This is a genomic window from Legionella gresilensis (genome assembly GCF_900639865.1).
Lineage (GTDB): Bacteria > Pseudomonadota > Gammaproteobacteria > Legionellales > Legionellaceae > Legionella_C > Legionella_C gresilensis.
In genome coordinates this window covers 85,600-99,190 of record NZ_CAAAHX010000002.1, presented here as the reverse complement: position 1 = coordinate 99,190, position 13,591 = coordinate 85,600, and the positions used below count along the sequence as shown (strand labels likewise).

Below are 13,591 nucleotides of genomic sequence, written 5' to 3'. Positions count from 1 at the left end.
TCTATGGTGTAGTTGTAGTTGTAGTATCAGCTGGAACTGTGGTTGTCGTGGTTGTTGTAGCAGTAGCTGGTTGTATATCAAAAACAGTAGTATCAGCAGCATAGCAATACCATGGCATAGTAGTACCATTAACTGATACATTAATAGTTACCATATCAATATTGCCTAAATTAGGTTGAGTACTACTGTAACATACTCGATTTGTACCATTAACTGTAACATAATGATAAGTTGTTGTTGTAGCTGTAGCTGCTGCATCTGCTGGTAATGTATAGACAACTGCATCACCTGTACCTGATTGTTGTAATACAACAGGTTCACCTGTAATTACAACTCTGTCAGCTGCAGAGGCAGAAAAGCTAACGCCCAAAACTAGTAGAGATATAATATTTTTTAACTTTTTCATCATAATTCGCTCCATGAAATTAACTTGCAAAACCCTTTGAATCTAAGCTCTACCCCAAAATATCTGCTAAAGATGGCGTAGAACATTGGTTTAATTATAGTAGAAAATTAAGCAAAAGGTATGAGATTATCTACTTAAGATACAAGATCTTATAAAATATAGCATCACCCCCTATGCTTTATACTGCGTTGCAAGTTCATTCGGCTAAGTACAGTACTTCTACGTTTACTCCTTCACCTCGCTTCACTTGCGCTTTGTCTAAAAAAGCTTAGGGGGCGACGCTATAGTATAAAGTCAGCTAACTAATATATGCTTTTAATGATGGATAAAAGAAGTGTTTATGAGGGTAAGATGGCATTCCTGACTTCAGTCCTTTAGCTGCTATTGGATGTCTTCAGAAACGTTTTAGGAAACTTACATCTCGTAAAGCTTCACACCACGCTTACAATCCGACTTCCTAAATAATGGTGTTAGCTGAGCAGAAACTACCATCCTTACTATTAAAAGTAGCTCAATTCAATCATATTATCAAATAATTAATCATTTTGTTTAATATTTATACAATTATGATTGCTATAGATGCTTGTTTCTCAATCCAACTTAATCTTCATTTTAATTAAACCATTTTAATCTTGTATCTTACAAAAATAAACAGCTTAACAATCAAAAACCAAATGCTTTCCAATAATTTAAAGTGAACAAAATTAGTTATCTATAATTAAATTAAGATTATTTTGTATGATGAATCCATGAGAAACCAAACAGAACCCTGGGTTATTGTGGGTGGAGGACCAGTAGGAGAAATGCAAGCTGTGCTTTTAGGAGCAATTTTTCCTGACCAAAATATTCACATCATAGACAAAGTAAGAGATATAAAACGCCAACATGGTCTTTTAATTTGGCCTGAAACCATTGAGCATATTGTCCATCAGCTTGGTCAAATTCGTAATCACCTAATATCAACATTAGAGGAAGAGCCTGAGCCTAACACTACTCATACACGTGTCGAAAAAATTGATGAGACCATTGATTTTTTAAATAAAAATTTCTTGCAGAATAGAAGTGGAACGTTTATTCCTACACAAACATTAATTGAAAAATTAAGAAGTCTATCTAATAGCCGATCTAATATCCATTATATATTAGATGAAGTTACTCCTACTCGTTTAGATTTTTCTGAAGATCATGAAATAACTGATCTACTTAAGACGGCAAGTATAATTTTTGGTGCTGATGGAGCACGCAGTTTAATTAGAAAAGAAATATTTCTGGATCCGGAAGGCGATGAAAGTAAAAAAGTTGAAGCAGGCCATATACTTGAAATTAAGCTTGAAGTACGCGAAAAAAATCCTTCATTTATTGAGGATCAAGTGTATAAAACTATTTTACCAACTCTCTTTAGAGGAAACTTCCATGTTTGGATGCAAAGCAAAAATAATTCAGCAACTTTGCGTATTTTTATTGATAAAGAAGTCTATGATAAGTTAAGAGATAAGCGTGATAATAAGGGTCAAGCCTATGGCACCTTCACTAATCCCTACCGCCGATTAATTGATTTACCTAAACAATTTAGGGAACCTATTGCTGAAATTATTAGCTCTATCATAGGCGATCAGAATATTAATTATGACACTATAAAAATTACCACTTTAGCTTTATCTACTTTTAGCGCAAAGAGACTCGTTGCATTAAGAAATGAAACACTTTATGCACTAGTTGGTGATTCAGCTGCAGGCTTAGTATTGGCCCGTGGTGTCAATAATGGATTAGAATGCAGTATGGTATATGCTAGTGCTATGTATTACTCTGAATCAAATGAAGCAGACTTTGTAGAAACCTTTGCTAATTATGAAAAGTTCCTACAGGACCATATTGATTTGATTAATTCTTATATTGATAGTTTATTTCCTCAGTTTGTCCAACCTGGCATTAATACCCCCCCGCTACCTATTGCTAAAAATGATGGCAACGACTTTCCTGTATCTACTGAGAAAGATAGCGCTTCTCTTTTTATTGAAGAGCCCCAAACTTTACCCCCCAATCTAGCCAAGCAGCTACAAGAAATTCGCGAAAGATATTTATATATATTTAATCAAATTACAGATCACCCAGATCCATCAAGTAAAAGACATCAAGCTATGGTTATAAGATTATCTCAAGAGTTTGAAAATTTTGTAAATAAATTAATCCCTAATGCTTTAAATAAAGAGTGGAAGAAGAAGTTATTTGAAAATTTAAGTAAAAACACTTTGCTTTTAGAAAATCCAAAAAGTGAGTTTCATATTGCAGAAGAAAATATTCAAATAATTACCGAAAGAAACTTAAATGCAATCAAACAAAATACTAGTTATTTAGGATTTTACAATAGAACTTTAGGGCATTTTTCAGCCTTTAATTTGAGTAAAAATCCGCCTGCTATAAGTGAAGCAACACCGCAGCCAGATATCATTTCAGAAATTAAAACTGAGTTACACACTTATAAAAGTCTCTTAGAAAATAATGAATTATTCTATACTCAGACCTTTTCTGCAGAATGGTATTATCTAAGTCAAAAAATCTATATAGAAATGAATAGGTTAATATTAAATTTACCCAACTCCGCCCGTGGTGGTGTTTATCTTTATTATTTAGACCAATTAAAAATGATGAATAATTTATTTTCTGTGACTAGTTTAGAAAAAGATTTAGAGGGCACAATATATTCTTTTACTGAAGGTATCAAAAATCAAAAACATCCCTACGATCAACCTATCCCCAACAATTATTTAGATTTACTTTTCAGGTTCGTAGATGAGACAAATAATACTGCAAATAAACATATACCATCTATCGGGCCAAGCCGCGGATAAACTAAGCTAAACAAAATTGCTGGAAATTAGCTATAATTTGCCGTAGGCTTACTATCACTCCCTTTTTTAAATTTCAATAAGGATAACATCAAATTGTAAAAAAACTGATTCTCATATGAACGTAAAAGATAAATATTTTATAACTCATTTTTAATCTACTTATCGAATTACCCTAATTAGCCCTTTATCTAGTTAATTACAACATGACTTAATAATTTTTAAATTTCTATATCATGAGCGAGCCTACGACGATTTGCCCGAAAGTAAGTTAAGGGTGAATGTGCTAGTAGATCAGATAACTTTTCCATGTAAATACACGCAAATCTGTCAACTTGATAAGCGAAATAGCTTTCTTCGGCCCCTGCTCTAAAAATCCGGCCCCAGCGAGGATTATAAAAAGCTTGTTGTTCTTTAAGCAATGCTGTTATATGAGTATCAATTTTAGCAATTTGTTGCTGCCAGTTATTAATTTCTTCTTGATAGATCTGAGTATCTTCATCAATACTTTTTGTATATAAATCAATATATTTTTGTTCGAATTCTTTTTTAGTTTCCATTGCAGCAATAATTTGTTTCTCAACAGGTAAAGCACGCTTTTGTGAAGCTACTTCTTCACTCAGCTCTTCAACAACGAGTGCTGTTCGCCAATTACAATCCTTCTTTAAACGAAGAATATCACCATAGATATGGTCACCTATGTATAAAATTTCGTCGCCTTTGACTTGTAAATCTTCGGTAAACTTACGGGCACAGCCTCCTTGATAAATACCAGGTTTAATTTCACCATGAAAATTGGTCATGGTAGCATCCACTGGATTTACGGCAAGAAAGCGTGGATTATCATAAAAAAAACGCGGTTTACCGGCTAAAGTGATAACATATTCAAATAAATCACGCCAATCTTCATTAGGCTCTAGAAAAGGATTAATAGCATATTCTAATAATAGCTTTGTATAACTGTACTCGGAATTAGTAAGAATAAATATTCTTTTCCCATAACGTTTTAATCGCTTTAAGCCTTCAACCACTGCCTTTTCTTTAAGAACATAGTCATCAAGATGTTCACTAATATAATTTTTAATGCTGCCATCTGCATGCGCTTTATCAACACTGCTCAATACATCTAAGGCAATCTTATTGTAACTAGGTAACTCATTGGGGTATTGATCTTTATAATCAATTAACTGGCTATATAAAACGCAAAAAGCAATTGAAAAGGATGTATCAATAGCCATGTAATTAGGATCTTTTAAATCAACATAAATACTTTGATAAATTTTTTTCTGCTCAGGATAACTAATAAGCTTAGTACCGTGATAACTTTGTCGAATAGCGCCATATCGACTTAATTTTAAAATATTACCATTGCGGCTATCAACAATTAAACCGCGAATTGCATCATCAAAGTTAAACTGAAATTCGCGAATTCTAGTTGGATAATTTCTATCCTTAATAAGTTTCTCGATAACAATTTTATAAACGAGTGTTTCAAAATTTTTAGTGTTATAGCGTATAAGCGTATGATCCATATCTAAGCCTATGAGCTTAATTTTTTTCATATTTATAATACGATTTACAAAAACTTTTTGATCCATAACTTTTCCTTCTATTTAAGACTATTAACTATCAGCTTACGTTAGAACCATATTTTTTTTGTAAATAATGAGCCAAAGCACGTATAGCCATTGCTTCTCCGCCTTCAGGTTTCCCCGGTTTACTGCTTGTATTCCAGGCCATAATATCAAAATGAGCCCAAGTAGCCGTTATTGGTACAAATCGTTTTAAAAATAAAGCAGCTGTTATGGCGCCTGCATAAGGTGTATTTCCACAATTTGATAAATCTGCAATACTTGAATCCAATAAGGAATTATAATTTTCAAAAAGTGGTAATTGCCAGATTGGGTCTTCTACTTCTTTAGCTGCCATCATTAATTCCTGTGCCAAACTTTCATTATTTGCAAACATTGCTGCAATTTCTGTACCTACTGCAACTCGAGCAGCACCGGTTAAGGTTGCAAAATCAATAATAAGCTCTGGATTAAACTCTGCTGCTTTTACTAAAGCATCAGCCAAAATTAATCGACCTTCTGCATCCGTATTATCTACTTCCACAGTTAGCTTATTGCGCATAGTGATGATATCACCTGGCCTAAATGCCTGCGGCCCAATTGAATTTTCCACAGCAGGTATAAGTACCTGTAAATAAACAGGTAATTGGCAAGCCATAATCCATTGCGCTAATCCTAAAGCATGAGCCGCGCCGCCCATATCCTTTTTCATTAAGCGCATACCAGATGATGGTTTAATATCAAGGCCACCACTATCAAAGCAAACACCTTTTCCAATCAGACAAATAGCAGGATGATTAGGAGAACCCCAAGTGAAGGAAACGAGTCGTGGTCTATTTTCTGACGCTTTACCTACTGTATAAATTGCCGGAAAGTTATGCTCTATTAATTCCTTATCAACCCATTGCTTAAAATTAGCTTGATATTGTTCGGCAAGATTTTGTGTAACCTGAGCAAGTTCTGCCGGCCCTAGATCATTTGTAGGTTTATTAATTAAATCACGAATAAAAAAAATACTATCTACTTGCCTCTTAATTTGAACCAATTCTTCTTTCGAGACAATTAAACGGCGAACGACCGTGTCAGATGCTTGTTTATAATCAGCAAACTGGTATTGCGCTAAAGCCCAGAAAATCAATGCAGCTTGAGAGAGGGCTTGCTCAGGCTTATAAGAGCCGGCTGGAAGATGAGTAGCAACATGCGCTATTGCTAAGATATCACTTTGCTCTCCTGTACCTATATAAGCTTTTGCCAGCGAGCCATCTTGATGACTAACTAAACATATATCCCCTAACTTACCTTTAAACTGTTGTACATTAAATAAATTACGCTCATAGTCGGTTAAATTTACTAAACCTTTATTCCATTGATCTTGGGTAATTAAAATTAGCGGACATGCTTGTTCGGCAACGCTTTGATAAAATAGTTCACTATTCATAGTCATTCCTTATTAAAGCCGCGAAATTGTGCCACTCGCATACCAGAAAAATATAAAAGTAGAAAATAAATAATTATGCTCACACTAACATGAAAAAAAAGTTTACCTAATCTTGCCCAGGGAGTAAGCCCAAGCCAGTCAAAGGCTGTGCCTGTCATAAAATATAAATATATAGCAATAACGGTATTAGCTAATATTAATTGCAAAATAAAAAATCCCCAACCTGCTTTTGGCTTATATATTTTACGACGCCGAAGAAGGAATAACAAAATACCACTATTGACATATCCTGCTAATGCAGAAGCTAAGGCTAAACCTGCATGGGCTAAAGGCCAAATAAGCAAGGCACATAAAATACTATTAACCACCATGGCAATCGCGCCTATCTTAACAGGCGTTTTGATATTTTGTTTAGCATAAAAGCCTGAGGCCAGTACCTTGATCATCATAAATGCAGGAATGCCTGCGGCAAGCGCTATTAAACTTTTCTGTGTTTGTATTAAATCAAAATTTGTAAATTTTCCATATGCAAAACAACAAGCTATCAATGGCATAGAGAAAAAAATAAGTCCAATACTAGCAGGAATTCCAATTAACAATATTGTTCTTAATCCCCAGTCAATTGCCAAAGAAAAATGAGTATCATTTTCCTCAGCATGACGCCGTGATAAGTGAGGTAAAATGACCGTCGCAATAGCTACCCCAAAGACTCCTAAAGGAAAATCAGTTAACCGGTCTGTATAATATAACCATGAAACGCTACCTACTTTTAAAAAAGAAGCAAATATGGAGTCAATAATTAAATTTAATTGCGCAATAGAAACCCCAAATAAGGCAGGAACCATTAATCTCATAACCCGTTTAACACCTTCATCAGCATAAGCTCGTTTAGGCCTTATTAATAATTGACGTCGATGCAAGAATGGCAGTTGGAATAAAAATTGTACAACTCCAGCAAATAACACCCCCCACGCCAAAGCCATGATTGGAGGATGACAATAATTTACTAAGAATAGCGCTGATAAAATTAAAGATAAATTTAAAAACACAGGCGTAATCGCAGGCACAACAAAGTGTCCATAAGTATTTAAAATAGCACCTGCCATTGCAGTTAGCGAAACCAACATTAAATAGGGAAAAGTAATTCTTAGCATTTCTGTGGCCAATAGTGTGCGATTACTATGTTCACCAAAGCCTGGGGCAAAAATAAAAATAATTGCAGGCGTGGCGATAATGCCAAGTAACGTCACTAAAGTCAGTACAGAGCTTAATCGACCTGCAACACGCGCAATAAAGGTTCGTACATCTTCATGTGATTGTGTTTGCTGATATTCAGCAAGAACAGGCACAAATGCTTGTGAAAAAGCACCCTCGGCAAAAAGTCGACGCATAAAATTAGGTATTCTAAAGGCAACCAGAAAAGCGTCCATCCCTGCTTGTGCGCCAAATAAATGAGCTAATAACATATCTCGTGCAAACCCTGTCATCCGAGATAAAAAAGTCATAAGAGAAACAAGTGTACTTGAACGTAGCAAGCTTTGTCGTTTTGGGACCATAGTTTCGATTGTAGACATAATTTTAAGGATTATAAAAAAGTCTTATCATATAATGTTAATGCGGCGTTTTGCGACAATTAAATAGATTTCATTAATCTTTTTGTTTACTAATTTATATAACCCATTGAAAAAAAATTAAAATCAGACTATTACACTTAATTACTCTAAATTTGATATAAAAATTCAAGACCAATTTATGCCCAATTTTTAGCCTGCTAAAATAGACTTTAATAAAACACCATATCATAATAGTCAGCTTGTAGAGTATAGGCTTACCTCATGACAAAAAATCAGTATAAAATGATAGGATTGATTGCTCTAGGCGGTGCGTTAGAATTTTATGATTTTACAATTTACGCCTTATTTGCGCCATACCTTAGCCAGCATTTCTTTGCTAATACTAATCAATTCATAAATTTAATTAATACATTTGCTGTTTTTGCACTGGGTTATTTAGCCAGACCTTTAGGCGGCATTGTCTTTGGCCATTTAGGGGATAAGTTTGGACGTAAATCAGCTTTTTCATTATCCGTATTTATAATGGCAATAGCAACTTTACTTATCGGGTGTTTACCCACTTACCAATCTATAGGCATGGCAGCACCTATTCTTTTAATTCTATTAAGATTACTGCAAGGATTTTCGGTAGGTGGAGAAATTCCTGGCGCCGCCATTTTTACCAGCGAACATATGCCATCTAATCAACGAGGCGTGGCCATTGGTTTTGTGTTTATGTGTATTACCCTGGGAAATACTATTGGTGCTGGGGTTGGCTTGATTTTAACTACCTGTTTAACCTCTCAGCAAATGCTATTGTGGGGATGGCGTATACCTTTTATCTTAGGATTTATAGTTGGTATTATTAGCTATGAAATTAGGAGTAAAACGCTAGAAACACCTACCTTTTTAGCAATATTAAAAGAAAATAACTTACATCGTCTCCCATTCTTAGGCGTTCTACAACTATCGCCTATCAAATTATTAAGTGCTTTTTTATTAACAGCAGTACCCGCAAGCATTATTTCTTTTTTTCTCTATTTACCAACCTATCTTATTAATAATATTAATATTCAGGTTTCACATACCTATATCATTAACTTTTTTGCTTTTTTAAGTCTAGGTTTAATGACTTTTTTCTCGGGCCGTGTCTCAGATTATATAAACAGAACAAAGCTGTTAATAATTAGTACGATACTATTGATTGTCTTTAGCTATCCATTCTTTTATGGCTTAAGGCTATATGGAGAAGTCTTTTTATGGCCATTTATTTTAGGTCTTGCGACTCTTGGTGGCCTGGCTAATGGCAGCTACATCATTTTAATTCTCGAATTATTTCCAGAAAATATTCGTTACTCTGCAGTAGGCTTTAGTTATAGCCTAGGTATTGCAGTATTTGGTGGTATAGGCCCATTAGCATTTACTGGGTTAATTCGATATTTAGGTACCTCAGAGGCGCCTGCATTCTATATATTGGTCTGTGCAACGGTGACACTGCTTGCATGTTTAGTCAATGTTTATAAAAGTAAATTAGTAAAGCATGTAAATCAGCCTATAATTGAAAAAACAAGCCCTACATATAGCACCACCCACTAAATTTTAGACAAAGCGTAAGTGAAGAGAGGTGAAGGAGTGTACATAGGAGTGCATGACTGAAGCGAATGAGCTTACAACGTAGTATAAAGCTTAGTGGCGGTGCTATTAGGCGTTAAAGTATTTATTTAGTGTATATATATTGACAAAAATAGCCTGATTAGGCATGATTGGCACTTTTGTGACACCTGAATGAGTGGAGATTTTTAAGTGGCAAATATTAAATCAGCAATCAAACGTGCTCGTCAGAATGTGAAACTTCGCAAGCATAATGCTAGTGCACGTTCTATGTATCGTACTTATATAAAAAACGTTATTAAAGCCGTTGAAGCTGGTGATCAAGAAGCGGCACGTTCAGCTTATGCTAAAGCCCAACCTGTTATTGATAAAGCAGCAGGCAAAGGATTAATCCATAAAAATAAAGCTGCAAGAATTAAAAGCCGTTTAAGCGCTCGTGTTAAAGCGATGGCTGCTTAAGTTTATTTTATAACATAGTTAATTCTAAATATCTTTTATCCCTTTTTAATTAAGTAATATCCGACCCATCTGGTTGGGATTTTTCTATTGATTGCCCAAAGAAATTGTTTTCACTTGCTTGCTGGTTAAGTTGCTCATAAACTCTCTTTGCTGGCATATAATGAGGGAATTTTTTCATCAATTGATTTAAAATCATTCGCGATGAAGCCTCATCGCCTCGATTCCATTCGTTAATAGCATCCATATACATTAAATCTGCAGTTTGACCGGCAAATACGGGAACTTGATTTAAATTTATAGGTTCAATATAGCTGAAACGTTGTTCTTTTAAAGCGCCCATCCAATGCACCATTTTACGAGCCTGCCAACTACCATTATCACTAGCAAGTTTTAATAATTCTTTACCTTGTTCTGGTTGGCGCTCACCTAAAGAGCCATCGAGATAAAGAAGTGCTAATTGATATTGAGCATAGGCATTATTATTATTAGCTAATTCTTTATAAATAGAGGCAGCATGTTGAGCATCTTTATTAACACCTAACCCATGTTGATACATGCGTGCTAACGCTAATTTAGCTTTTGCATTACCTAAGTTAGCAGCTTGTTGGTAAAAGTTTACCGCTTCTTGAAAACTAAGCTTTGTTGACACGCCTGTTTCAGATAATAAACCCAGCTCATAAAGAGCACTGCTATCGCCCGCTTCGGCAGCTTTTTTATACCAGATTAGAGCCTGCTGCTCATCACGTTTACCTAAGTCACCACGTAGATAAATACCTGCTAACTGATTCATCGCTCTTGCATAACCTTGTTCTGCCGCACGTGTATAAAATTCTTGGGCTTTAGAATAGTCAACTGCGATATCTTTACCCATTTCATAGATTAAAGCTAAATTATACTGAGCAATTTTGTCTTGTTTATTAGCTGCAAATAAATAACTATTAAATGCATTACGATAATCATTATCTACAGTTTCATAGATAAACCCTAAAGCTACTGCGGCAGGTATATAACTATCTTGTGCTTCCCGATACCATTTTTTAGCTAGATCATAATTTGGCACTTTATCTACCCGACCTAACTGATAAAATTGACCCAATAAATATTGTGCAATGGGTTGATCTTGCTCTGCTGCTAATTGATACCAATGAAAAGCCTGCTCTTTATTTTCTTCTCCCCCTAATCCTTTATCATAGAGAAAAGCAAGTTTAAGCTCAGCATCTTTATCCCCTTTATTAGCGAAATCCTGATAAATCTCTTTTGCTTGCTTCATATTATCTGGATTATTAGCCATTAACATATAGTAATCTGCTAATAATATACCCGCTTTGCTATTACCCAATTGCCGTGCTTTATCAAGTTCGGGTAAGAAATTTTCCCCTAATTGGTGTTGTAAGATGGCTAAATTAAAGTTTGCGTAAGAAAATCCTGCTTGCGCTGATTGTTGTAATAATTCTTTTGCTTTAGCAACATTTTTACTAAGGCCATTTCCATTACTATAATAGGTACCTAGAATAAAATCATGCGCTGGGTTATTAGAGGTTTGCTCATACCAGTACATTGCCTCTACAGGATCAGCTGCGACAGCAATTCCTCTTTCATACATCAAACCTAACAAGATTGCTGCAGTTGAATTACCACTTTGTGCTTCATTTTTTGCAACGTCAAAGGCTTCTTTTTGATTTGCAGGGTTAGAATCCATAGCATTATAAAATGCTAGCGGTAATTGGGCTTCAACAACGCCTGCATTCACTGCCCCTTGATAAAGATTCTTAATAAGAGCCATTCTAGCCTGTTTAGCATTTTTACTAAGGGCGTTATTACTGTCTTTACTTAAAAAAGAGGCCAATTGATATTGTGCAGGACCAAAATTATTGGAAGAAGCAATTGAGAGCAACGCCAATGTTTGCTCATGGTCTGGCTTAACCACGAGAGTGCCATCAGAGGCAACCAACCCTTGCTCATAAATATTGGCTAAGACATATTGAGCATTAGGGTTACCTTTAAAGGCAGCATCTGTAATCCACTGCACACCTTTTTGATAATTAACAGGCTCAGTTTTTCCTTCTAAATATAAAAGACCTAAATTATATTCAGCGCGTAAATCTTGCTGGAGAGCTGCCAACTGAAAATAGGTAATGGCTTGAGGAATATTTTTAGCCACCCCAATACCATATTGATAAAGTTGCCCTAATTCAAATTGCGCCCCTGGATCACCTAATATAGCTTGACTATATAATTGATTTAATACAGATTGTAAGTTGGCTTTATTCTGCCAGCCTGCAAGCTTTTCCTCTAAATAGTCAAAGGGCTTAATTTCGTTGCTGGTTTGGTAAGTTGTACTTAATTTAACTAAAGAATCTGGCTCATGCTTTAAAACTAAATATTGATCACGGAGTATACTTTCTATCCCCGGTGAATAGGGATAGCGTGGATAAGCCCAAGTTGTATTATTACCTACTGATGTCAAAGTAGGCGCTATAACATCAAAATAATCACTAATTGCTATATCCGCTGGTTCGACCATTTCAAACTGCGGTTTATATAAGTCTTGCCGCGTTATCTTATCGATATGTGGCGCTGGATTATAATTATTTTCCTTTAAAGCAGCTGGATTTCTCCATGCAGTATAGATGCCGCTTAATTGGTATTCTTTACCAAAACTTTCACTTTTATCATCACTTAACCATTTAGCAACGGCAATATTCGCTGGTAAAGAGGCTGGTTTTTCCTTAACTTTCTTTTTGGCTTCCTGTTCCCAATACTGAGCTAGCTCTAAATTAGATGCTATACCTTTACCATCCTTATAAAATTTAGCGACCGCCTTTTGGGCTTCTTTTGAGCCGTTTTGAGCAGCCTTAAGCATCCAGTTAAAGCCTAGTTTCTCATCATAGAGAGGGTTTTTTTTATCAAGATAAAGTTCAGCAAGCGTAGTTTGAGCTTTGATATTTTGCTTCTCCCCAGCTTTGGTTAGCCAATCTTTAGCTTTAGCGTTATCTCCTTCCTTGCGGGCTATTTCTCCATAAATAAACATGGCAGGTGGATAGTTTTCATGGGCTGATTTTTCAACTAAGCTTTTAGCTTTAGCCAAATCCTTTGTAACGCCTTGCCCGTTAACATATAGCTCAGCTAATTTTATTTGTGCATTAAAATTTCCTTGTTCTGCAGCTTTAGTAAGCCAAATAACCCCCATTTTCTTATTTTGCGCTTGCCGACTTTCTAAAAAGTGTTCTGCTAAAGTATATTGAGCAATGGCGTTTCCATTTTTAGCTGCCGCAATATAATATTTTTTAGCTGCCTCTGGGCTCTTTTTAACACCATAACCATATAAATAAGCTGCCGCACAATACATATTAGCTATAGTATCATCTGCCTCGGCTGCTTTCTTAAACCATTTAAATGCTTCTTCAGGCTCACCTTTATTTAGGGAATAATTAGCTAACAACAGTTGCGCGGGTAAAAATCCTTTATTAGCTGATTCCATAAAATAACGTAAAGCTAGAGTGTCATTTCTTAATTCTCCATAACCATAAAGACGCATTAAGCCAAGGTAGTAATTGGCTACCGGATCTGTAGACGCTAAGCTTGGTAGGGTTTTCGCTGCAAGCGTATAATTACCTTGTCGATAAGCATCTAAACCATCAGCAGCATTGACCAATTGGCTTGAAGCTGTAGCAACTAAGCAAAACCATGGTAGCAATGATTTCATG

General features: G+C 35.4%; 8 protein-coding genes. 3 read left to right on the top strand and 5 right to left on the bottom strand.

Annotated features, from left to right (window positions below; translation table 11 throughout):
* Window position 1 precedes the first annotated feature (1 nt).
* Window positions 2–409: a hypothetical protein gene (locus tag E1P04_RS02275; RefSeq protein WP_131781310.1), complete on the bottom strand. Its 408-nt coding sequence runs from the start codon at window positions 407–409 to the stop codon at window positions 2–4.
* A 746-nt stretch (window positions 410–1,155) separates the two neighbouring features.
* Here E1P04_RS02275 and E1P04_RS02270 point away from each other — a divergent pair.
* Window positions 1,156–3,255 (top strand): FAD-dependent oxidoreductase, encoded by a 2,100-nt coding sequence (locus tag E1P04_RS02270; protein ID WP_131781309.1) that lies wholly within the window; start codon window positions 1,156–1,158, stop codon window positions 3,253–3,255.
* 218 nt (window positions 3,256–3,473) lie between these two features.
* On the opposite strand, the gene E1P04_RS02265 is transcribed toward E1P04_RS02270, so the two are convergent.
* Genes E1P04_RS02265 through murJ form a run of 3 tightly spaced genes read right to left on the bottom strand, consistent with a single transcriptional unit; the run spans window position 3,474 to window position 7,835 of the window.
* A complete protein-coding gene (locus tag E1P04_RS02265) occupies window positions 3,474–4,850 on the bottom strand; it encodes an HAD-IG family 5'-nucleotidase (RefSeq protein WP_131781308.1) in 1,377 nt (458 codons plus the stop codon).
* Between the two features lie 31 nt (window positions 4,851–4,881).
* A complete protein-coding gene (locus E1P04_RS02260) occupies window positions 4,882–6,261 on the bottom strand; it encodes a leucyl aminopeptidase family protein (protein WP_131781307.1) in 1,380 nt (459 codons plus the stop codon).
* Between the two features lie 2 nt (window positions 6,262–6,263).
* Window positions 6,264–7,835, bottom strand: coding sequence for a murein biosynthesis integral membrane protein MurJ (gene murJ / locus E1P04_RS02255; protein WP_131781306.1), 1,572 nt, complete (start codon window positions 7,833–7,835; stop codon window positions 6,264–6,266).
* Window positions 7,836–8,096: 261 nt separating this feature from the next.
* On the opposite strand from murJ, the gene E1P04_RS02250 reads away from it, so the two are divergent.
* Both E1P04_RS02250 and rpsT read left to right on the top strand, forming a co-directional pair.
* Window positions 8,097–9,410 (top strand): MFS transporter, encoded by a 1,314-nt coding sequence (locus E1P04_RS02250; RefSeq protein WP_131781305.1) that lies wholly within the window; start codon window positions 8,097–8,099, stop codon window positions 9,408–9,410.
* A 207-nt stretch (window positions 9,411–9,617) separates the two neighbouring features.
* Complete coding sequence (gene rpsT, locus E1P04_RS02245; RefSeq protein WP_131781304.1) at window positions 9,618–9,884, top strand: 30S ribosomal protein S20; 267 nt, start codon at window positions 9,618–9,620, stop codon at window positions 9,882–9,884.
* A 49-nt stretch (window positions 9,885–9,933) separates the two neighbouring features.
* Here the strand turns inward: rpsT and E1P04_RS02240 are convergent, their stop codons facing one another.
* Window positions 9,934–13,590, bottom strand: a complete 3,657-nt coding sequence (locus E1P04_RS02240; RefSeq protein ID WP_131781303.1) for a tetratricopeptide repeat protein — start codon at window positions 13,588–13,590, stop codon at window positions 9,934–9,936.
* Between the last annotated feature and the right edge of the window lies 1 nt (window position 13,591).